Raw genomic sequence first — 22,564 nt, 5'->3', positions numbered from 1 at the left:
GGCATTCGGGCGCCGTAGCTGATATCGGCGCTGTCAAAGCGCTGCTGGTCGAGACGCGCAGGCAGCTGACAGGCTCGCCCAGCGCCAGACAGGCGGATAGATCTTCGGTGGATATTCTGAGCACCAGAAGCTAGCCAGCCGCGATTACGGCCTGATAGCGACCCCGATCCGAACAGCAGGGGTTCGCGCAATGACGCAGAATCGACCCTGAGCTCCAGCTTCAGGTACAGATCCATGTCCGAAAGCAGCGCCAGCCCCTCATCGCCCGAGGCCCGCACTCGCTGGCTGCACGGCCAGCGCGAGGCCTATTTGGCCGAGCCCTGCGTCGCTGATGTGCTGATCGGGCCGGCGCACGCGCTGCTCGATCAGGTGCTGGCCGAGGGCCCCAGCGACTTTGCGGTCGATCTCGCCCAGCACCTGGCCGAGATGCTGGGCGAGATGTGGCGCTCGGAGCAGATCGAGGCGGTGCTCGACCCGGTGCTGCCCTGGCTGCTGGCCGGCAATGGCACGCTGAGCAGCCGCATCGCCGCGCTGTCGCTGCGCTGCCGTATGCATCTGCGCTTTGGCCGCCTGACCGAGGCCCTGACGTTACTGGAGCCGCTGACCGCGCTCAGCGAGGGCAGCCCGCAGCCGGCCGACCAGGCACATCGCGCCCGTGTGCTGGGCCAGGCCCTGTCAGCCCAGCGCGAATGGCGGCGCGCGATCGACTGCATGCGCGAGGCCTTGCGGCTGGCGGCAAGTGGCGGCGATGGCGGTCGCTGGGTGGACCTGTTGGTGTCGATCTCGGTGGCGCACCGCGCGTTGGGCGAGCCCGAGGCCCAGCTAGCGGCGCTGCGCGAGGGCGCGCAAATGGCGATGAAGCAGCGGCGTTGGATCGCGGCAGTCAACAGCTGGTCCGGCGTGGCCGAGGAAAGCCTGGCCTGCGAGGATGAGGCGGCCGCAGAGGCCGCGCTGTTGGAGGGTCGGCGCTGCCTGGCGCTGGCCGGCCCGGGGGCCGAGCGCATCGTCAAGGAGCTGCTGGCGGCCGAGGCCTTACTGGCGGCGCGGCGCGGCGAGTTCGCGCGCGCCGTCGAGCTGATGCAGCAGGTGGTGGCGCAGAGCCGGCAATGGTCGATGCGACGCCAGGTGGCGCGGCGCATCCGCCAGACCGTGCCCTGGCTGCTGCAGGACGGCCGGGCGCAGGCAGCCTGCACGGCGCTGGAACAGGCCCATGCGCTGGAGCTCGAGGATGTCACCGAGGCCGGCCGCCAGGACGCCGCCTCCCAGTTGCAGCGCGCCGAGCTGGCTCATGCGCGCAGCCAGCAAGCCCATAGCGAGACCCATGCGCTGGAGTTGGAGGCCAAGAACGCCGCGCTGGAACAGGCCCTGGCGCTGCAGCGCGAGCTGCAGGCCGAGCTGCTGGAGGCCGGCAAGCTGGCCAGCCTGGGCCAGCTGCTGGCCGGCATGGCGCATGAGCTGAACACACCGCTGGGCACCGCGCTCACCGCGCTGAGCACGGCCGCCGACCTGAGCCGCGCGCTGGGCAGCTGTGCGGCAGGCGGGGCCGTGTCGCGCAGCCGTTTCATCAGCGACCTGAACAGCTGCGAGCAGGGCGCCGAGCTGGCACGGCGCAACATCGAACAGGCCCTTGCCCTGGTGCAGGCCTACCAAGCGGCCGGCCAAGCCCCAGATCTGCCGCGCCGCCTGCGCCTGGACACGCTGGTGCGCTCGGCCTGGGAGCGGGCGCTAAGCCCTGGCACTCGGCTGTGCCTGGAGCTGGATGCGGCGCTGGACCTACACACACATGCCGAGGCACTGGGCGAGGTGCTGGTGCAGCTGTTCCAAAACATCGAACGCCATGCTTATGCGCCCGGTGCGCCGGGCCATGTGCGGGTACAGGCCGGCGTACGTGCCGGGCAGGCGCGACTGCTAGTGCAGGATCAGGGCGCGGGCATCGCGCCGGAGCTGCTGCCGCGCGTCTTCGATCCCTATGTCTCTAGCCAGTTCGGCCACGGGCGCAGCGGCCTGGGCCTGTTCATTGCGCAGGCCGCAGTGATGCAGCGGCTGCGCGGCCGCATCCGCGTCGAGAGCCGGCCGCGCCAGGGTTGCCGCTTCGAGATCGAGTGGCCGGTGCCGGCATGAGCCGCAGGCAGAATGGCCCGAAATGACCGCTGCAGACTCCCTCCCCGACTGGCTGGCTCAGCAGCGACCGCGCTATCTGGCCCAACCCACGATGGCATCCGAGCTGGTAGAGCCGGCGCTGCAGTATTTCACGGCGCTGCCGCCCGAGGCGGCCAGCGCTGCGGGGGTCGATCTGGCGCTGCTGCTGGTGGAGCTGCTGACCGAGACCATGCGCTATCCGGAGCTGGACGCCTTGGTAGCCACCGCCCTGCCCTGGGCCGAGGCCTTGGGCGACCGGGCGGCGCAAAGCACACTGCAGGTGGCGTTGGGCCGCAGCCATGTGCGCAGCGGTCGCTTCGAGCCGGGTCTGCAGGCGCTGGAGCGCGGTATGGGCCTGGCGCGCGCCGAGGGTCGCCCCGCCCTGCTGGCACAGGCCTTGATGCAGTTGGGCTTTGCGCTGCAGCGCCTGCAGCAGTTCGAGCGCTCGATCGCGGTGCGGCGTGAGGCGATTGCGCTGTGCCGCGCTAGCGGCGATGCCGGTCCCTGGGCACAGATGTTCGTCGGCATCGCGCAGTGCGAGCGCGCGCTGGGTCGGCCGGCGGCGGCACTGGCCGCGCTGGACGAGGGCGTGACCGTCAATGCCACGCAGCAGCGCTGGGGTGCGGCAGCCAATGCCTTGTCCGGTGTGATCGAGGAGAAGGTGGCACTGGGCCAGTTGGAGGCGGCCGCCGCCGATCTGGCGCGCGGCTTCGACTATGTGGCCCGTGGCGGCGACAAGGTCTCGATGGCGCGCACCGAGATGCGCTGCGCAGAGGGCGTCTGGCTGGGAGCCAGCGGCCAGACCGAGGCAGCGGTGCTGGCGCTGCAGGAGGTGCTGGCGCACTACGAACAGCGCCGCGCGCTGCCGCAGATCTCGCGCCGGCTCAAGCAACTCGCGCCGCTGCTGGCCAGGCTGGGGCGGTTCGACGAGGCCCTGGCCGCGCAGGCGCGCGCCTACGAGCTGCAGCTGGACGATGTGCGCGAGGCCGCCAGGCAAGACCTGACCCTGCATCATCAGCGCTTGCAGTTGGAGCACGCACAAGCCGAGCGACTCAGCGCCGAGCAGCATGCGGCCGCACAGGCCGAAGGCATGCGGCGCCTGCAGGCGCTGCAGCAGCGCCTGGTCGAGGCCGGCAAGCTGGCCAGCCTGGGTGCCCTGGTGGCCGGTGTGGCCCACGAGCTCAATACCCCGCTGGGCTCGGCACTGACGGCCGCAAGCACCGCCGCCGAGCAGCTGCAGCAGCTGGCCGACGAAAGCGCGGCCGGCCGGCTGACGCGCAGCCAGTTCGAACGCCTGCTGCAGCAATGCCAGCAGTCCTGCGCGCTGGTGACGCGCAGCCTGGAGCGCACCATTGCCCTGCTGTCCAGCTACGGCAAGCTCAGGGTCGATGCCGAGCCACGCCAGCCGGTGCAGCTGGCGGCACTGCTGCAATCGATCTGGCAGCGCAGCCGGGCCGAGGATGGAGAGGATGCGCTACAGCTGCGGTTGGACTTCGACCCCGGCCTGCGAGCCATGGTCGCGCCCGAGGCCCTCAGCGAGGTGCTGACCCAGCTCTTCGACAACGCCCGCCAGCACGCCTATGGCGGCGGTCACGGTGAGCTGCGAGTTGAGATCGACGCCGACGCCGGGCTGTTGCAGCGCCTGCGAGTGCGTGATGCCGGTACCGGCATCACGCCCGAGCTGCTGCTGCGCATCTTCGACCCCTATGTCTCCAGCCAGTTCGGCCGCGGCCGCAGCGGCCTGGGTCTGTTCATCGCCTATGTGACCTGCAGCCAGCGCCTGGGAGCGCGGCTGAGCGTGGACAGCGAACCGGGCCGTGGCAGCTGTTTCGAGATCGAGTGGGCACCCGCCTGAGCCGCCGCCTCAGTGCCGCGCCAACCACTCGATCAGCGCATCCAGCACAGGCCGTCCCTTGGCCGCAGCCTGCTCGTCGTTCAGCAAGGCCACCACCACCCACAGCCGGCCACGCGCATCGGGCAAATAGCCGGCCAGCGCCATCGCGTTGCGCAAGGTGCCGGTCTTCAGGCGTGCACGGCCCTCGGCCGGCCCGCCCTTGAGGCGCCGCGCCAAGGTGCCGTCGACGCCGGCCACCGGCAGGCTCACCAGCAGCTCGGGGCCATGGCGGCCGCGCTGGGCCGCTTGCAGCAGGGCCGCCAACTGGGCCGGCGTGATGCGCTCGCTGCGCGACAGGCCGGAACCGTTGTCCAGCACCAGGCCCCGGTCGGCAATGCCCTGCTCGGCGAACCAGGCCCGCACCACGCGTTCGGCCGCCGCCGCCGTGGGCTCGCCGGGCGCCGCTGCGGCCGCGCCCAGGCGCAGATAGGTCAGTCGGGTCAGGGCATTGTCCGAGCGCTTCATCATCGGGAACAGGTCCTCGATCAGCGGCCGGCCCTGGTGGCTGGCTAGCACGACGGCGCCGGCCGGGGTCGCGGCCTCGCGGTCCGGGCCTTCGATCACGCCTCCCAGTTCGCGCCAGAGCTGGCGCACGGACTGCGCTGCCAGCAATTGACGGTCGACCAGGTTGAGGTCGGGCGAGGCCTGGCAGTGCTTCGGAAAGGCGCCTCGCAGGAAGACGACCTCGCCACCCGCATCGCGGCCGAGCTCGGGCAGCTGCCAGTCGCGCTCCCAGTCCTTGCAGGCGCGCTCATTGAGCGTCAGCCTGCTGGTGTCGACCCGCATGCCGGGCCAGGCCGGGAACAGCCGGGCGTGCACCCGCTCGCCGTCAGATTGCAGCCGGTAGCGCAGCAGTTGGCCGTTCAGGTTCAACGCATCGGGGATGACGTTGTAGGGGAACTCGGGCGCCTCGTCGAAGGGCACTGCTCCCAGGTCCGCACGCGCCGGGTAGAAAAGCTGGCGGTCCACCACCAGACCGCCCTTGATCTCGCGCACGCCCTGCTCGCGCAGCTGGCGCAGCATCAGCCATAGCGCGCCCCAGTCGAGGTCGCTGTCAGCGCCACCGCGCAGATACAGCGGGCCGGCCAGCAGCTCGCCCTGTGGCGCGGCCTCGGCCAGCAGCTCGCTGCGGCCACGGCTGTGCGGCCCCAGCCTATCGAGCGCAACGATGGCCGTCACCAGCTTCATCGTCGAGCCGGGCTGCATCGGGCGCTCGGCCTGCAGGCGCAGACCCTGACCCGGCGCGTCGAGCGCAAAGGCCACCACGCCCAGCGCGCTCTCGGGCATGCCCGCAGCGTCCAGCGCCGACCTGACCCCGATGGGCAGCGACGACGCAGTGGGCGCCAGGCTGGCGCAGCCGGCCAAACTCAGCGCGACCAGCAGCAGACTCAAGGATCTCGTCCACATCGTTGCGGCCTCCTCAGCCATTCGTCAGGGTTTGGTAGACCAGGCGCGCCAGGGCCACGTCTTCCAGCCCGATGCCCACGCTCTTGTAGACAGTGATGGCCTGCGGATCTTGTGGCAGTGGGGCAGCCAGCAGGCTGCCCAGCTCGATCAGGCGCTCGGGCACAATCACACCGGGCGCGGCGCGCACCAGCTCGCCGGCCTCGGCCCGGGCGGCCGGCAGCCACTCGACCACGACGGCCGCCGCCCGCGCCAGCAGGGTGTCGTCCAGCTCGCGCGCCGCTGGTTTGCTCGAACCGACCGCCGCGACCAGGGCGCCGGGTCTCACCAGGGTGCCGTCAAACAGCGGCTCGCTGGCACGGGTGCAGGTGACGATGACATCGCCTTGAGCAGCGGCGCTGGCGGCATCGACGAGCTCGGCCCCGATCTCGGCTGCAAAGGCCTCGCCACCGCTGCGCGCGCACACCAGCACTCGCTCGAACCGGCGCAGCCCGCGCAAGGCCTGGACATGAGCGCGCGCCTGGGTGCCGGCGCCAAACAGGGCCAGCACGCTGGCTTCGGGCGCGGCAAGCGCGTCGACTGCGAGCGCTGTGGTGGCCGCCGTGCGCAGCCGGGTCAGCTCATTGGCCTCCAGCGTAGCCAGCGGAGCGCCGCTGGCGCTATCGAACAGCGTGATGACGAACTGGAACTGGCCGTTGCGGGTCGAATAGACCTTGGTGCCCATCACATCGTCGAGCACCGCACCCATCGCGCTGACCATCAGGGCAGCGCCATCGGCGGCGGTGGCGCCGGCACGGCCGCGCGCCAAGACGGCGGCCCGGCCTTCGGCGAGATGGACAAAGGCCTGGCGCAAGGCCGAGTGGATGGCGGCCGCCGGGGCCAGGCTCAAGGCCTGAGCGACCTGGGCTTCGGTGATCAGCAGCATGGGTAAGCTCGATAGATTCAGCAGCACGCCGACTTTATCGGTACTGCCGCGCCCGGGACGCCGCCTGCTCATAACTTATTGCGCCCCCACTCGAGCCGGCAGGAATGGCCCGGCAGACGCGACAATCCCGGCCCGCATTCCAACAGGTTATATACGGGCGACAAGCATTCATCGTGGCGCGCGCAACAAACAGGTGGCAGCCCTATGGTGGCAAACCCTGGGTGTGCTTGATCATGAATGCAGTCATTGATCCATCCATCGTTCGGGGGCGTTCCAGCAGCGCCGCACAAGTCAAAAAAGGAGTAACCGTGAAACTGAAGAAACTCGCGCGCAGTCTTGCGCTGGTCGGTATCGGCGCCCAGTTCGTTGGCATGGCTTGGGCGCAGGGGGCGCCTGTTGTCCAAAAAGTAGAGCGAATTGAAATCACCGGCTCCAGCATCAAGAGGCTGGCCAAAGAGGGAGCTCTGCCGGTCGAGGTGATCACAGCCAATGAGCTAAATAGCAAGGGCATCCTGACGGCTGAGGACATGCTGCGCGAGATGGGCATCAACGGCATCGGCGCCGATGGGGCTACCGCGAACAACAACGTGTTCGGTGCCGACACGGACCGACTGACGGGTGGCTCGGCCAATGCCAATCTCCGCGGTTTCGGCCCTGGCAGCACTCTGGTTCTTCTGAACGGCCGCCGCGTCTCGACCCATGGGATGAGCGGCGGGGCTGTTGACCTGAACGCGATCCCGATGGCCGCAGTGGACAGGATTGAGGTGTTGAAAGATGGCGCTTCCGCGATCTACGGCACCGACGCAATTGGCGGCGTGATCAATTTCATCCTGAAGAAGGACATCCAGGGTGTATCCCTCGGCGTCGACTATGCACAGCCGTTGGAGTCGGGCGGCGGGACAACCCGGCGCGCCACCATCACGGGCGGCTTCGGCAATCTCGAGCGCGACCGCTTCAATCTGATGGGCAGTGTGGCGCTGGACAACAATGACATCCTGCGCGGAAACGAGCGCGACTGGGCCAACGGCTTCCAGCCCGAGCGCCGCCTGTCGCCGGATTCCTCCAGCCATCCCTTCGCCAATATCATCACTGGCGCCGGCTCGGCCATGGGCACTACGGGTTCGACGGTAGGCGCCGGTGATGCGACCCGCTACACCCGCGTTAACCTGCTGAGCCTTCAGAACGACTGCGACGCCATCGCGACCGGCATCCAGTACCAGCCGCAGCTATGGAACGCCAGCCAGGCTACCAGCCGCTATCTTTGCAACACGGACTACGGTCGCCAGTTCATGCTGACGGCGCCGAAGGATGCCTTCAATCTTGTGACCCGAGGCACCTATGCGCTGAGTGACCAGCACACGGTATTTGCCGAGCTGACGGCTTCGCGCACCAAGGTCAAGTCCGAGCTGACCCCTGGACAGTTCAGCACCACGGCCGCCGCCGGCAACTATTACCCCGTCAACGGCCCGCATTACTTGAACCTGCGAGACTCCGGCGTCAACGACTTCAACCCGAATCTGCCTATCGCCTACCGCTGGCGCATGCAGGACTTCGGAAACCGTGTGATCGAGAACGTCTCCGAGAACCAGCGCATTCTGGTCGGCATGGACGGCGAGATCGGTAGCTACTTCTACAAAGTAGGCCTGTCGACCGCCAAGGCGGAGGGCTGGGCCAATCTGATCGATGGTTATGCCTACACGGCCAAACTCAACGATGCGCTGAAGACCGGCATCATCAATCCCTGGGTCAAGCCCGGCGAGAAGCAGAGCCAGGCGGCGATGGATCTGATCGAATCAACCAAGGCACGGGGTCGCCTGCAGGGCGGCAAGACCACACTGAGCCAGTTTGACGGCTCGGTGTCGGGCGAGCTGATGACGCTGCCAGCCGGCCCGCTGGATTTCGCCTTGGGTTTCGACCTGCGCAAGGAGACTTACGAGTTCGCCCCTGAGCCCGGTGCGTTCAACTGCGTCTCCGGTTTCGTGCAGAACAACGGTGCTACCGATGTGCTGCTGTGCCCTGGCAATACTGCCATCCCGAAGGTCTCGCGTGACATTCACGCCATCTACGGCGAGCTGGCGGTTCCGGTCTTCAAGGGTTTCGACCTGCAGCTGGCCCTGCGTCATGACGAGTACAGCCGTATCGGCGGAACAACCAATCCCAAGATCGCGTTCCGCTATCAGCCCAATGACATGGTGCTGCTGCGCGGTTCTTTGAACACCGGATTTAAGGCTCCCAGCTTCCAGCAACTCAGCCTGAACACCGCACCGCGTCTGGCAACTGCCGACTGGCGCGACCCGGTGACCTGCCCAGTGCTGGACCCGGCGAACCCGGAATGCGTGCGGCGCGTCGACTACACCGATAGCGGAAACCCGGACTTGAAGCCCGAGAAGTCCAAGCAAGGCACGATCGGTGTCGTCTTTTCCCCGGTACGGGACCTGACCCTATTTGCCGACTACTGGCGGGTTGACCTGGATGATCGCATCAAGAAGCTGACCCTCAGCGAGGTGCTGAACAACTATGACCTTTTCGTCGGCAACTTCACCCGAGATGCCAGCGGTCATGTAAGTCTGGTCTCGGCCGGCTGGATCAATGCGGCCGACAGCAGCACCCGAGGCCTTGACTGGGGTGCCGCCTACCAGCTACGCCACCAGACCGGAACTTGGCGCGCCGGTATCAAAGGCACCCATATGTTGAGCCACAAGGAGCGCACCGTGGCCAGCCAGCCACTGGTGGAGTTTGTCGGCAAATTCGGTCTGCGCACCATGTATCTGCGAAACAACTTCAGCGCCGATTTGGGCTGGGCCCGCGACAACTGGAGCACGACCCTGAGCGCCAACTACAAGTCCAGCTATTTGGACCAGGACCTGACGCGCTATGGCACACCGCGCCGCCGAGTGAACAGCTACACCACGGTGAACTTGTTCGGCAGCTACACGGGCATCAAGGACATGGTGATCACGGCAGGCCTGAAGAACCTGTTCGATACCGAACCGCCGTTTACCTATCACAACGTCGATGATGTGGTCGGTGCCGGCTGGGACCCGCGTGTCGCAAGCCCCCTGGGTCGCACACTCTCGCTGTCGCTGCGTTACGCATTCAAGTAAGGCGGTAAGCCAGCAATCCCAAGGCCCGCCGATGGCGGGCCCTTTTTATTGTGCGCTGGGACTCACATCCCCAAGCTGATCGTCGATCCGACAGCGCCCTCGGCATTGAGGATCTCCAGCTTGTCGCCCTGGCGGCGCACGGTGAAGCAAGCTTGCTTGCTTGCACTCGCGCATCTTGCGCCAGATCGTGCAGTAACCCTTGTCGTCGAGGCGCCAGGTGCCGCCGTCAGTGCCGCCCGGATAGAAGAGCTGCATGGTGCCGTCGGCGCGTATCTCCCTCTGGGTGACCACGCCGTTTGCCTCGACGATCGAGCGATGCTTGTCGCCCACAAGGGTCTACTAGATCTCCTGCGGGGTCAGCAGCCCGTCCTGAGCCAAGGACTCGGAGGCAAAAAGCGCGGCAGAAAGCGCAGCGGCCAGTCCGAGCGCCAGTGTGGGATGAGGCAGCATGGCGATCTCCCTGTCATCAGTGGGACAAGGCCGCAATTCTTGCGTCCGGACGGCCAGCCAACATCCCCAGAACAGCGTAGCGAAGCGCGCGCCGCTCGCTCAGATCACGGTCAGACAGCCCGCCGCGACATCCATCTCGACCTGCAAGCCCAGCGGCAAAGCGATATGCGGGCGGCAATGGCCCGAGGGCCAGCCGGCCAGCATGGGCTTGCCCAGCGGGCGCAGCAGATCGGCCAGCACCGCGTCGGGCGATTCGGCGTCGCTGAAGCTGCCGATCAGGAAGCCGGCCGCCGCGTCGAGAACGCCGGCCTGGCGCAACTGCACCAGCAGACGGTCGACCCGGTAGGGCGCCTCGCCCACATCCTCAATGAACAGGATCGCGCCGTCGGCGCGCGGCGCCCAGGGCGTGCCGAGCAGGGCCGTGAAGACCGCCAGATTGCCGCCGATCAGACGACCCGCCGCGCGCTCACCCTGGTTCAGATCGTGGGCCGGCAGGGCCGGTGCGATCTGCTCCCCGGCGCTCAAGCCCCGATGCAAGAGGCTGAACAAGGCATGGGCGTCGGCGCTCGCGTCGGCGTCGAGCAGGTTGGAGGCCGGCATCGGCGCATGCAGGCCTACCAGCCCCAGGCCGTCGCGCAGCCCGTGCAAGGCGGTGATGTCGCTAAAGCCGATCAACAGCTTCGGTTGACGGCGCAGCAGATCGGTGTCGATCTGCTCCAGCAGCCGCGCGCAGCCATAGCCGCCGCGCAGCGCCAAGACCGCGTCGACCTCGGGGTCGGCGAAGGCGGCATGCAGATCGGCCAGGCGCTGCGCGTCGCTGGCGGCCAGATAGTCCAGATGCGTGGGGCCGGCGCAGCCGGGAAACAGTTTGGCCTTGAAACCATGGGCCGCCAGCAGAGCCGGCACCCGCTCCAGACTACCCGCTGCGGGCGGACCGGCCGGAGCAATCAGACCCAGCGTCGCGCCAAAGGGCAGCGCGGGAATCAGCCGCCCGCTCATGCCGGCAGCCGCAAGCCGTCCAGCATGATCGGGCTAGGCCGGCCGGAGATAAGCTCGGCCAGGATGCTCGCCGAGCCGAAGGAGAAGGTGAACCCCAGCGCGCCATGGCCGACATTGAGCCAAAGATTGCGCACCGGGCAAGCGCCAAGGATGGGCGCGCCACTGGGCGTGGCCGGGCGCAAACCCGCCCAGGTGGTGGCGGTCTCATAGTCGGCCGCCTGCGGGAACATCGCCCGCACCGCGCGCTGCAAGGAGGCAATGCGCTGCGGATCGATGCGCGCATCGTTGCCGACCAGATCCACCATGGCCGCCACGCGTAGCTGCTCACCGATGCGTGCGTACAGCACCTTGCGCTCAAAGTCGGTCACACTGACCTCGGGCGGGCGATGCTGGGCGCCGATCGGCGCGGTCAGGCTGTAGCCCTTCAGCGGGTAGATCGGCAGGTTCAGGCCGGCGCTCTTGCCCAGGCCGCGGCTGTGCAGGCCGGCGGCCAGCACAAAAGCATCGGCCGGCACCTCGCCGGCATCGGTCTGCAGCGCCACCGCCCGGCCTTGCGAGAGAACAAAGCCCTGGGCCTGCGCCCGCACGACGCCTTGGAACTGTCCATGCCGACCCAGTCGCTCGGCCAGTTGTAGACACAGCCGGTGGCAGTCGGCCACGGCTTCTCCCTCGGTGAAGATGCCACCGGCAAGCTGGGCATCGCCGTCGGCCAGCGCCGGCTCCAGCGTCACGCACTCGTCATGGCTCAGCGCCCGCTCGGCGACATCACCCTGGGCGCGCACTTTCGCGGCGACACGGGCAAATTCCTCGGGCTTGCGGTAGACCACCAGCTTGCCGGGTGCGCGCAGCGCGATGTCGTCGGCGTCAAGCCGGGCGCTGCGATGCAGCTCGGCGAACGCGGCCTGGCTCAACGCGCCGAGCTCCAACAGCCGCGCGGTCGTTCGGCGGTTCACCGGACCCCGGCAGGCGCGTAGGAACTGCAGCATCCAGGTCCATTGATGCCAGCGCAGCTCGGGCTTGAAGCGCAGCGGCCCGTCGGCATCGAGCAACCAGCGCAGCGCCTTCAGCGGCACGCCCTCGTCGGCCAGCGGCGAAACATAGCGATAGCTGAGCTGGCCGCCGTTGGCGCGGCTGGCGCCTGAAGCCAGCGCAGCTTCCCTCTCCAGCAGTGTGACCCGATGGCCGCGCTCGGCCAGGGTCCAGGCAGTCGTTAGACCGACCACCCCGCCCCCGATCACCACAATATGTTGACTCATCCCGACTCTTGGACACTGATCTTCCAGCAGAGTAAGGACAAGCCGGGCTCAGGACCAATGAAAGCGCGAGCGCCGCCTATAACCTGGCCACATGTGGCCGCAGCTTCAGCCGAGCACGGCAGCCATCGCCACGGCAGTAGCCTCGACGTTCTTGCTGTTGAGCCCGGCCACGCACATGCGGCCCGAGCGCACCAGATAGACGGCGAACTCGTTCTTCAGCCTGTCCACCTGCTCGGCCGACAGGCCGGTGTAGCTGAACATGCCGCGTTGGGTCAGGAAGTAGTCGAAATTGCGCCCCGGCTGCTTGGCGCTGAGCACCTCGAACAGGCTGTTGCGCATGGCCATGATGCGCTGGCGCATCTCGGCCACCTCGCCCTCCCACAGCGCACGCAGCGTCGGATCGCTGAGCACGCGGGCAACGATCTGGCCGCCGTGCAGCGGTGGGTTTGAGTAATTGCGGCGAATCATGAACTTCAGCTGGCCCAGCACATTGACCGCCTGGGCGGCGTCGGGGCACACCACGCTCAGCGCGCCGCAACGCTCGCCATACAAGCTCATGCTCTTGGAGAAGCTGTTGGCGACGAAGAAGGACAGGCCGGCGTCGGCCATCGCGCGGATCGCGAAGGCGTCTTCCTCGATGCCTTCGCCATAGCCCTGGTAGGCCAGGTCCAGGAAGGGCAGCAGCTCACGCTCGGCCAGCACCGGGATCAGCTCGTCCCACTGCAGGGGGGTCAGGTCGACACCGGTCGGGTTGTGGCAGCAGGCGTGCAACAGCACAACGCTCTTCTTCGGCAAGGCGCGGATGGCTTCGAGCATGTCGGCGAAGCGCACGCCGCCGGTCTTGGCGTCGTAATAGGGGTAGGTCTTGACCTCGATGCCGGAGCCTTCGAACACCGCACGGTGGTTGTCCCAGGTCGGGTCGGAGACATAGATGGCGCTGTCGGGGAAGTAGCGCTTGATGAAATCGGCGCCAACCTTCAGGCCGCCACTGGAGCCGACGCTCTGAATCGTCACCGTGCGCGCACGCACCGGATGGTTCTCGCCGAACAGCAGGGCCTGCACAGCGCTGCGGAAATTGGCCGCACCCTCCATTGGCAAATAGGGCCGGGCACCGGCCTCGGCCACCACGGCCAGCTCGGCGCGGCGCACCGAGTCCAGCATCGGGATGCGGCCATCGTCATCGAAATAGATGCCGATCGACAGATTGATCTTGCCCGCGCGCTCGTCCTTCTGGAAGGCTTCGTTGAGGCTCAGGATGGGGTCGCCTGCATAGGCGTCGACGTGCTTGAACATGGTGTGCAACTCCAATCGGGACAGCCGGCATTATGGGCCGGCCCGCAGACCGTAGCGCTCCAGAATGCGGCGCCAGGCGCCATCCTCGCGCATGGCCACGAAGGTACGCTCGAGCTCGGCTTGGCGGGCCAGCCAGGGCGAGGCACGCGCCAGCACCACATAGGGCGGCTCGCCGGCCAGCAGCCAGGGCTGTTTGAGCAGGCCCAGCCCGGTTTCGCGCAGCAGCAGATCGCCCTCACGCTCCGGCGCCACCGCAATGTCGATTCGGCCGCGCGCCACCATCTCCAGCGCTGCCCGATAGTCGTTGACCTCCTGACGCTGCAAGCGGGTATCGGCATCGAAGGCGCGGCCGTAGCGCTTGCCGCGATGCACGGCAATGCTGCGGCCGCCCAAGTCGTCCAGGCTGCGCACCGGCGCGGCATCGGGCCGGGTATAGAAGGCCTTGTCCTCGCTGGGCAGCACGACGCGGGTGTAGCTCAGGAATAGCTCCCGCTCCGGCGTGCGCAGCGGGCCCAGCATCAGGTCAGCCTCGCCCTGCTCCATCAGCTTGAAGGCCCGCGCCGACGGCACCTCGGCATAGCTAACACGCCAGCCCAGGCGGCGCACCGCCTCGTTCATCAGGTCGTAGTAAAGCCCGGTCGCCCCCCCCTCGGCAAAGATGCGAAATGGCGGATCGGCGCTGCCCACGACACGCAGCACAGCCGGCTGGGCCTGTAAGGCCCAAGACGCCAGCAAGAGCAGCACACTCAACAGCAGGCAACAGTGACGGCGGACTCGCATCGTGGCGGGTAGATCTCCCTGAAAGTCCAGCATACAGGCCAGCACCTGATTTGCCGACGCGCACCACTGACAAGTCTTACAGGTTCACCCGCGAATCGGTGGGGCCAGCCAGCGTAGCCAGCGACCATGCGGATGCGAGCAGGCCAGCGCCGCCTGGCACAGGACTCCGGCCTCGTCGGCCCATTGCAGCGTCCACAAGGTGTCGCTTGCCCCGCAAACCGCCGGCAGCGCCAGCCCGGGCGGGCGCAACGCCGCGGCCTCGGCGCTGAGCCAGATCAGGCCACGCTCTCGCAGCAAGCGTTCGACCTCGGCGCGATGCCTGGCAAGCGCCCCGGTTTCGAAATAGCTCAGCACCCAGCTGTTGAACAGCAGCGGTTGCACGCGGGCCGGCAGGCCGTCCAGCCAGGGCTCGATCTCAGCCAGGCAGTCCTCGGCCGGGCTCAGCGGATGGTCGGCCGCGCGTGCCAGCGCGAGTGCCTGATCGAGCCGGCGCGCGCGCTCGCGGTCATGCGGCCACAGGCAGGCGCGCAGCCAGCGCACCGCCGCCTCGTCCTGCACATCGATGGGCGCCGGATCCAGCCCCAGCCGGCTGTGCAGCCGCCAGGGCTTGGGCGGCGGCACAGAGTCACCGAGCCACTGGCAGTGGATGGTGGGACGCTCGGCCGCCGCCGGCGCCCCGAGCGCAAAACCGCCGTAGTCATAGCGGTAGGCATCGACGCCCAGATTCAGCCCGGCACTGCAGCCGAAGTCCAGCAGGGCCAGGTCTTGCCGACCGCTCAATGCGCTGATGTACTGCAGCGCGGGCCAAAGCACCGCACAGCGGCCGATCTCGTTGGTCTGGGTGCTGCGCGAGCGCAGATTCGCGACCAGCGCCGACCGCTGCCGGCGCACGAAGTCCAGCAGTCGCGCCGGCAGCTCGGCATCCGGCAGGCGAGTCCCGTCGGCACTGGGGTAGTAGGCGGCCAGTCCATCATCCGCGCCGCCGAGCACCAGTTCGTGCAACGCGGCCAACAGCAGATTGGGCCGGCGCTGCGTGGCCGGCGCTTCAGCCATCAGGGCCAACAGCTCGGGCGAATCGGCTACGCTGCGGCAGATCGCGACATAGAGCGGGTCCTGCGGACATTCGACGTCGGCGAAGTGGCGATATTGAGCCGCCCATTGATTTAGTGTCTGACTGTCATTCATCGCACCAGCCTAAGGTCAGGTCGTTGCGATCAATGTCGGGTACCCGACAATTGGGTCATGTCAGATGATCTGCTGGCCCTGCTGCGCGCCAACTTCCCGGGGCTGACGCTCGACGTCGTCCAGTGCACCCGGCTGAACAGCCTGGTCACGGTGCGCAGGCTGGCGCTCGGCCGCAGCCTGTTCGTCCAGGGCCAGTCAACCACTGACTTCTATGGTCTGGCCGAGGGCGAGATCGAGACGCGCTTCACAGCGGCCGACGGCGCGGTCTCGGTGCTGGAGCATGTGCAGCCACCCCAGCTCTTCGGTCTGGCCGCCTTCGCCACCGGTCGGCCCTCGGCCTACGAGGCGCTGGCCCGCCGGCCAAGCCGTCTATGGGTGTTCGGCCCGCAAGCCTATCGGCTCTTGATGGATGAGGTGCCGGGTTTTGCACGCGCTCTGCTCTGCGAGTTCGCGCAGCGCTATGCCGGCACCCTGGGTCTGCTGGAAGCCTCGCGGCACCGCAGTGCGGCCGAGCGCTTCGGCCTGGCCTTGAGCCAGCTGGCGCGTGAGCGTGCCAACGGCCCGCCAGATGCCCAAGGCTGGCAGGCCATCGCCGCCACCCAGGCCGATTTGGCCGCCCTGGCCAATCTGTCGCGCCAGACCGTCAACGAGCTGCTGCGCAAGGCAGTGGCCGAGGGGCGGCTGCGCAGCGGCTATAGGCGCTTGTGGGTCAGGGCTGATGCGCAAAGCGCAGACAAGATCTGATTCTTCCGAATTGAAGGGCTTGCACGGGCTGTCCCGTCACACCCCTCAGGGGGGTAGCCCTCTCCCCCCCAACTGGACACACTTGCGGCCCAAGAACCCTACTCAGCGCCGCCCAGGCCAGACTTTGCTGAGTTTGAGCAGAGGGAGCAGGTTCATCGACAACGGCTATGTTGCAGGCACAACTGCACGCAACCAGCCGTACTACCGGTTTCGGGCAGCCGGTCCAAACCGCGTGACTACGCAACGAGGCCCATCCGTCTCTTCTTTGGGGGGAGTATGAAACTTCTGGGAAGTTCGGCACTGCTCGCAACGATGATTTGCGGGAGCGCAAACGCATTGCAAGTTCAATGGACGGATCGGCTTCTCTCTGCTTCCCACAACTGCGCTAACGTCCAACAAGATCATCAGCGTCAGTTTTGGCATCAAAGATGCCAATGCTATAGCAATCATCAATGTATCGAATATCTCGGCGCCGCTCACTCAGCCGCCTGAAGGCTGCGTTCCAAAACCGGGTGTTCATTGCTCCAACAACCTACCCAGCATTCCTGCGAGCTCACCTTTCGAGGGTGCGATAGGGTTGAATACAACAACCAGCACCAGTTGTGCATCTGGACAGAGGCAACCAGCCGGAAAACCAGCCAATTTCGATTTGGACGAGCATTTGGCAAAGTTCACAGCAATGAAGAAGACAACGGAATCGCTTGGACCGGTAGATAAGCCGCTTGCGAGAAGCATTATTCTGTCGGCCAATTTTAACGTGAATAGGCCGTATGATCTCACTGTTAATCCCAATTAACCAGGCGCAACATCCCAGTTCGTTAACGACTTCTACGGTATGGCAACCCGGCGAATAGGGTTCACGGAGAATACCGCTGTAACCGCTGGCGCTGTGGTTCAGCAAGTCCAGAACTGGAAGAACACGGGGGGCCGACTACTCGAAGTCGGCGAAATGTTCACGAACGTGACTTTCGCAGCCATTAGTGGAATGGGAGACTCACCCGGCGATGCATAGACTATCCAGGGTGGTTTTCGCGATGCGCAAGCTTGCGAACCTCCGCCGACTTCCCCACGAAACCCACCACTGAGTGGAAATGATGCGCCTGGCAATCCCGGAACACCCCTTGGTGGTTGGCAAGGAAGGTCCATTTCACCTCCTGCAGGTTGCTATGGAAGATGCGGTGGTGGCGCGGGGAAGGTCAATGTCTCCCTACCCATCCCGGCTCAAACCAGTAAATGACGGGGCTGCGTGACTGGGCGGCGTTAGAAAATGAATCGAAGACGACTGTTCGGCACGCTTCTGCTCCTTGGCCCTGTTACCCTGGCAGTAGGCGTTGGCATCTCAAGGTATGAATGGATATGGAACCGAACTGGCCATGCCATCCCAGTCAGTTGCGCGGCCTCACTATTAAGCCTTCTTGTAATGACAATGGGGCTCTATTTCATAAGCGACTCTCGCAGCAAGTTGATTCGTCGCGCAATAGCGCTAACCGCTGCAACATGCATCGTTCAGTTCCTTAATGTTGCCTCAGATGGCGTGGCTCACGCAACCAAGCGCGCGCAACTCAGCGACGGGCGCACCGCGTTTGCGCTGCGCTACGCTGCATTTGGCAGTTCCTGGACGGACATATATATAACGCAGCCCAAGTGGTTCATACTTCGTGAAACCTATCACGTTCGCCAATATGAACTGGCTAACGTTGCAGAGCTCCAAGGGGACGGGGATGGGGGCCTCCGGGTTCATCTACAAGAACATGGAAAGCCGCAGGCGCCAAAGTTTGATATCTATTCTGGGAACGACTTGCAGCGAATAAGAGATAATCTAGAGCACCCCCCAGGTTTTGACTAGCTGTCAATCAATTTGTTGCACAAATCGAATTCCAGACGCCATAGCCCCAATCCCGGATACACGCACACTACGGCGACCGTCTGAGGACGACCGATTGGCTGGAGCGATTGAGCTGCGCCCCCGCACACATTCAACTCCGCCACTTGGCGCTTGAAGGAAACAGCGCACTTGGTCTGCACGAGACTGCGCCGGTGACAGCCGCTCCAGGCCTCCCAGATGCTTAGCTCCAGCCTCTTGCAGACGGCGAGACGGCCTCGTTGCGAACCCTTGCCGCCCGCGCCGTCGGCCGTCAGGCCGGTCAGCGGTTCAGACTGGGCGATCTGGACTTGGGCCTGTCAGGCGGGCAGAAGCAGTGGCCGCTGCTGCTGGACTGGGCGATCAACAAGCAGCCGCGCAGGGCCAGTTCAGCCTGACCCGGCCGATCATCGCGCACCGGCCGGAGACGATTGCCGGGGAGCATCGGGTGGTGCAGCTCAGGGGTGGGCAGGTGCAGGAGCTGACACGGGCGGTGACAGACGTGGCCACTGAGTTGGTGAGCGCCTGGCTCAGATCTTCAGCGCGGCCTCGATATCCTCGCGCAGCTTCTCGGGCGCGTCATTGGGGGCATAGCGCTTAATCACCTGGCCGTCGCGGCCGACCAGGAACTTGGTGAAGTTCCATTTGATCGCTTCGGTACCCAGGATGCCGGGCTTCTCGCCCTTCAGCCATTTCCACAAGGGATGAGCCTCGGCGCCATTGACCTTGGTCTTGGCCATCATTGGGAAGCTGACGCCGTAATTGAGCTCGCAGAAGGAGGCGATCTCCTCGTTGCTGCCCGGGTCCTGGCCGCCGAACTCGTTACTCGGGAAGCCCACCACGACCAGGCCACGCGCCGCATAGTCTTCCCATAGCCGCTCCAACCCGGCGAACTGCGGCGTGAAGCCGCAGGCGCTGGCGGTGTTGACGATCAGCAGCACCTTGCCGCGCTGGCTGGCCAGATCGGCCGGTTCGCCCTTGATGGACAAGGCCTGGAAGTCGTAGACGGTCTGGCTCATGGGGGTCTCCTCTGGTCTTGGCGCCAGATGCTAGCTCAATGGCCGCTGTTGCGCTCAAGCGCCGCGAGCACGGCGGCCGCGACGATGCAGGCGCCGCCGATGGCGGTCTTCAGGTCCAGGCTGCCGCCGCCCAGCCAGAGGGCCGAGATGGCCGCTGCCGGCACTTCGACCAGCATCACGATGGCCGTCACATTGGCCGGCAGGCGCGCCGCGCCATATTGAAGGGCCAAGTTGGAGAAGAAGAAAAGCACGGCCATGCCGGTCAGCGGCAGCAGCCAGATCCAGCCCGGGAGGCTGGGCCAGGGCACCATGCCTTGGGCCCCCATCAGCAGCGCCGCCGAACCGGCCACCAGCACCCCGCCGCTGAACATAGCCAGCGCCCGGGCATGGGCGCCCCGGTGTGATTCGCGCCTGAGCATCACATTGTTCAGCGCGAAGGTGAAGCCGCCCAGCACGCCCAGCCAGTCCGCCAGGCCCGAGGGCAGCGGAAAACCGCCCTGCTCCGGCGCGAGCACCACGGCCGCACCGCCCAGCGCCAGCATCATGCGCAACAGGGCCAGCCCGGTCAGCCGTTCGCCCAGGATCAGCCGCGCCAGCAGCACCGCCCACAGCGGCATCAGATAGAACAGCAGCACCACCCGCACCACATCGCCCAGCGCCACGCCCCAGTTGAAGGCGGTATTGGTGGCGCCGGCGGCCAGCATGATCAGCCACAGCGAAGGTGTGCCGAGAAACTCACGCCAGGCACGGCCGGCGCTCAGGCTGATGACGCCAAGCGAGATCAGATACAGCGTTACCGTGGCCCACAAGGGATGCAGGCCGGCGGCCTGGAACTGCCGGAACGGCCACCAGGACAGCCCCCAGATCAGGGCATTGAAGATCAGCGCGAGGTAGGCCAAGACAACAGAAGCGACTAGGGGTAGGCAAGCCCGGTTGGCTGGCCGCAACATCCTGGCCCAAAGCACGGGGAAAACTCTGCAAATTGCTGGCTAGACGGTGCGCCGCCGGCCAACAATGGCCAGGGTTTATAGCATGGCGAAATGCCGGCTCTAGGCCTTCCAATCGGCGGGCGCATGCGGGTCGCCCGGCGCGCCGGCACCAACACTACCTATGGGAGAACAGCTCTTGGATCATCTGGCCTGCTTCACGCCGGGGGACTTGCGGTCGAACCCGGCGCCCACACTGGACGGCTATCGCTGGCGTTTGCTGGCGCAGGGAGACTCATGGTTCTCGAACGCCGCCGCCAAGCTGGATGCCCATGCCAATCTACTGCAGGAGCTGGTCTTCAAGCAGCCGGCTGTGGCCGTCAACTGCGCCGGCCAGGGCGAGGGCCTGGCCCACCTGGTCGATCTGCAGGCTCAGCCCGATTTCGTGCAACTGCTGACCGGCGCTGACGTGCCAGCCTGGGACGGCGTGCTGCTGTCAGTGGGCGGCAATGACCTGATCGCCGCCGCCCGCGTGCTGGCTCACCCGGAGACCCGTCCCGGGCAAGACCCGGCCCCGGCGGCCGATTTGACCCCGCTTCAGCTGCGCCTGCTGCGCCACCAGACCGAATGGGGCCCGCCCTCGCATGGCGTGGCACGCTATTTCTCCGAGCCGGGCTGGCATACGCTGGCAACCTATCTGAGCGCCAATCTGCGCCATCTGCTGAGCCTGCGCGACCAGGGGCCTGCCGCCGGCAAGCCCGTCTTCATGCACTGCTATGCGGTACCGATGCCTCGCCCGGCCGGCACCGAGGGTGCCGGGCCCTGGCTGTACCCGGCTTTCAAGGCCTACAACATCCCCAGCGCCGACTGGGCGGCGGTTAGCCGCCTGATGGTGATGCATCTGGCCCAACTGCTGAAGGGACTGGCGGCCGATACGGCGGCCTACCCTGGCCTGCATGTGTTCGACTCCACCGCCGTGCCGCTGGCGCTGGCCACGCCAGGTAGTGCCGGCATCAGCGGCGACTGGCACAACGAGATCCACCTCAACCATAGCGGCAGCTTCAAGATCGCGCGGGCCTGGTCGGAGCATATCGAGGCGGTGCTGGACCGCGCGGGGCTGCCGCTGCCACGCAGCCCGGCCCAGTCTCGGGCTCGCTCCTGAGTCAGATCTAGGCGCCCGGTCTTGGGCAGACGGCCGGGCCCGCTTCAGTGGCAGTCGCTACGCGCGAGCTTGAGCAGGCGCTCCAGTTCCTCGGGGTGGCGCAGGCAGTTGTTGCGGTGCCAGCGCTTGATCAGCCACATGGTGCCGGCGACGACGACGCCGAAGATCGTGATCGCGCCGAAGGCCGACATGCCGAACTTGGTCATGCCGGTGTAGAGCGCACCCAGGCCCAGGATGCAGGCCTGCTCATTGAAGTTCTGCACCGCGATTGATCGGCCGGCGCCCATCAGATTGTGGCCGCGATGCTGCAGCAGCGCATTCATCGGCACGACCAGGAAGCCGCCAATGCCACCCAGCACGATCAGAAAGGGCGCGGCCACCCAAACGTTGCTGATCACATTCATCAAGATCACCAGCAGTCCCATCGCGATGCCCAGCGGGATCACCGCGGTAGCACGCTCCAGTCGCATATACATCGAGGCGACGACGGCGCCGACCGCCGTGCCTATCGCGACCACGCCGACCAGGCTGGAGGCCTGGGTCGTGCCATAGCCCAGCGCAGCGGCGGCCCAAGCCAGCACGATATAGCGCAGATTGCCGGAAACGCCCCAGAACAGCGTCGTCGTGGCCAGCGAAATCTGGCCCAGCTTGTCCTGCCAAAGACGTGAATTACAGTTGGCGAAGTCGCGCACCAGGCCCAGCGGGCCCAGGCCCACCGGCTGCAGCGGCGCATCGGTGCGCGGGATGCGCAGGTTGAACAGGGCCGCGATCACATACAGCCCGACCAGGCTGGCAATCGCCGCCTGCGGCGCGCTGTGGATGCCGGGCAGGCCCAGGCTCAGCAGCCAGGCCGAGGCATGCGGGCCGACCAACTGCCCGCCCAGCAACACGCCCAAGATGATGGAGGCAATCGTCAGCCCCTCGATCCAACCATTGGCCTTAACCAGTTGAGAGGGCGGCAGCAGCTCGGTCAGGATGCCGTACTTGGCCGGCGAGTAGGCCGCAGCGCCCAGGCCGACGATGGCATAGGCCATCAGCGGATGGCTGCCGAACAGCATCATCAGGCAGCCCACCACCTTGATGCTGTTCGAATAGAACATCACCTTGCCCTTGGGCACGGCGTCGGCGAAGGCACCGACAAAAGGCGCCAGGATCACATAGAACAGCGCAAACATCGGCACCAGGGCGGCGCGCTGCCACTCCGGCTCGCCCGAGGTGCGCAGCAGTTCCACGGCAGCGACAAACAGCGCGTTATCAGCCAGCGAGCTGAAGAACTGCGCCGACATGATGGTGTAGAAACCTTTTTTCATCTGCCCGTAAGTGAACTGCGTAGAAATGCTGCGGGAACTGGGGCCAGCCTAGCCCCCGGAAGCAAAGTTTCACAAATGGGCAAGAGCGCGGCTTTATAGCATGCACCCCTTTT

The 22,564-nt window shown here is 66.3% G+C and carries 17 protein-coding genes; 6 read left to right on the top strand and 11 right to left on the bottom strand.

Features of this window, described 5'->3' with window-relative positions; all coding sequences use genetic code 11:
- Positions 1–234: 234 nt before the first annotated feature.
- Both OOZ63_RS21420 and OOZ63_RS21415 read left to right on the top strand, forming a co-directional pair.
- Positions 235–2,121, top strand: coding sequence for a sensor histidine kinase (locus tag OOZ63_RS21420; protein WP_266007644.1), 1,887 nt, complete (start codon positions 235–237; stop codon positions 2,119–2,121).
- A gap of 22 nt (positions 2,122–2,143) precedes the next feature.
- Positions 2,144–3,994 carry a sensor histidine kinase gene (locus OOZ63_RS21415; RefSeq protein WP_266007643.1) on the top strand — a complete coding sequence of 617 codons (1,851 nt, stop codon included), beginning with the start codon at positions 2,144–2,146 and terminating at the stop codon, positions 3,992–3,994.
- 9 nt (positions 3,995–4,003) lie between these two features.
- Here the strand turns inward: OOZ63_RS21415 and dacB are convergent, their stop codons facing one another.
- Complete coding sequence (gene dacB, locus OOZ63_RS21410) at positions 4,004–5,440, bottom strand: D-alanyl-D-alanine carboxypeptidase/D-alanyl-D-alanine-endopeptidase (RefSeq protein ID WP_266007642.1); 1,437 nt, start codon at positions 5,438–5,440, stop codon at positions 4,004–4,006.
- A gap of 13 nt (positions 5,441–5,453) precedes the next feature.
- Positions 5,454–6,362, bottom strand: coding sequence for an ornithine cyclodeaminase family protein (locus tag OOZ63_RS21405; protein ID WP_266007641.1), 909 nt, complete (start codon positions 6,360–6,362; stop codon positions 5,454–5,456).
- Between the two features lie 308 nt (positions 6,363–6,670).
- On the opposite strand from OOZ63_RS21405, the gene OOZ63_RS21400 reads away from it, so the two are divergent.
- A complete protein-coding gene (locus tag OOZ63_RS21400) occupies positions 6,671–9,466 on the top strand; it encodes a TonB-dependent receptor (protein WP_266007640.1) in 2,796 nt (931 codons plus the stop codon).
- Between the two features lie 45 nt (positions 9,467–9,511).
- On the opposite strand, the gene OOZ63_RS21395 is transcribed toward OOZ63_RS21400, so the two are convergent.
- The 6 genes from OOZ63_RS21395 to OOZ63_RS21370 form a co-directional block, all read right to left on the bottom strand.
- Complete coding sequence (locus OOZ63_RS21395) at positions 9,512–9,796, bottom strand: hypothetical protein (protein WP_266007639.1); 285 nt, start codon at positions 9,794–9,796, stop codon at positions 9,512–9,514.
- A gap of 219 nt (positions 9,797–10,015) precedes the next feature.
- On the bottom strand, positions 10,016–10,915 hold the full coding sequence (locus OOZ63_RS21390; protein ID WP_266007638.1) for a S66 peptidase family protein: 900 nt from the start codon (positions 10,913–10,915) through the stop codon (positions 10,016–10,018).
- Positions 10,912–12,171, bottom strand: coding sequence for a D-amino acid dehydrogenase (locus OOZ63_RS21385; RefSeq protein ID WP_266007637.1), 1,260 nt, complete (start codon positions 12,169–12,171; stop codon positions 10,912–10,914). The genes OOZ63_RS21390 and OOZ63_RS21385 overlap by 4 nt, the downstream gene beginning before the upstream one ends.
- 105 nt (positions 12,172–12,276) lie before the next feature.
- A complete protein-coding gene (locus OOZ63_RS21380; RefSeq protein ID WP_266007636.1) occupies positions 12,277–13,464 on the bottom strand; it encodes an aromatic amino acid transaminase in 1,188 nt (395 codons plus the stop codon).
- 30 nt (positions 13,465–13,494) lie between these two features.
- Positions 13,495–14,244 carry a substrate-binding periplasmic protein gene (locus OOZ63_RS21375; RefSeq protein ID WP_266007635.1) on the bottom strand — a complete coding sequence of 250 codons (750 nt, stop codon included), beginning with the start codon at positions 14,242–14,244 and terminating at the stop codon, positions 13,495–13,497.
- Positions 14,245–14,328: 84 nt separating this feature from the next.
- Positions 14,329–15,429, bottom strand: a complete 1,101-nt coding sequence (locus tag OOZ63_RS21370) for a DUF2332 domain-containing protein (protein WP_266007634.1) — start codon at positions 15,427–15,429, stop codon at positions 14,329–14,331.
- A gap of 57 nt (positions 15,430–15,486) precedes the next feature.
- Between OOZ63_RS21370 and OOZ63_RS21365 the strand changes: the two genes are divergently transcribed.
- Positions 15,487–16,173 carry a Crp/Fnr family transcriptional regulator gene (locus OOZ63_RS21365; protein WP_266007633.1) on the top strand — a complete coding sequence of 229 codons (687 nt, stop codon included), beginning with the start codon at positions 15,487–15,489 and terminating at the stop codon, positions 16,171–16,173.
- A gap of 2,103 nt (positions 16,174–18,276) precedes the next feature.
- The gene (locus OOZ63_RS21355) at positions 18,277–18,432 is read left to right on the top strand and encodes a hypothetical protein (protein WP_266007719.1); all 156 of its coding nucleotides are present in this window, start codon (positions 18,277–18,279) and stop codon (positions 18,430–18,432) included.
- A 132-nt stretch (positions 18,433–18,564) separates the two neighbouring features.
- Here the strand turns inward: OOZ63_RS21355 and OOZ63_RS21350 are convergent, their stop codons facing one another.
- A complete protein-coding gene (locus OOZ63_RS21350; protein ID WP_266007632.1) occupies positions 18,565–19,053 on the bottom strand; it encodes a glutathione peroxidase in 489 nt (162 codons plus the stop codon).
- A 35-nt stretch (positions 19,054–19,088) separates the two neighbouring features.
- Positions 19,089–19,952: a DMT family transporter gene (locus OOZ63_RS21345; protein WP_266007631.1), complete on the bottom strand. Its 864-nt coding sequence runs from the start codon at positions 19,950–19,952 to the stop codon at positions 19,089–19,091.
- Between the two features lie 211 nt (positions 19,953–20,163).
- Between OOZ63_RS21345 and OOZ63_RS21340 the strand changes: the two genes are divergently transcribed.
- A complete protein-coding gene (locus OOZ63_RS21340; RefSeq protein ID WP_266007630.1) occupies positions 20,164–21,141 on the top strand; it encodes a hypothetical protein in 978 nt (325 codons plus the stop codon).
- A gap of 44 nt (positions 21,142–21,185) precedes the next feature.
- Here OOZ63_RS21340 and lplT read toward each other — a convergent pair whose 3' ends face one another.
- Positions 21,186–22,451, bottom strand: coding sequence for a lysophospholipid transporter LplT (gene lplT, locus OOZ63_RS21335; protein ID WP_266007629.1), 1,266 nt, complete (start codon positions 22,449–22,451; stop codon positions 21,186–21,188).
- Between the last annotated feature and the right edge of the window lie 113 nt (positions 22,452–22,564).

Origin of the sequence: Paucibacter sp. PLA-PC-4 (assembly GCF_026241155.1) — a bacterium.
Taxonomy (GTDB): domain Bacteria; phylum Pseudomonadota; class Gammaproteobacteria; order Burkholderiales; family Burkholderiaceae_C; genus Roseateles_E.
The sequence above is the reverse complement of the archived record's forward strand: the minus strand, read 5'-3'. Positions and strand labels throughout refer to the sequence as shown.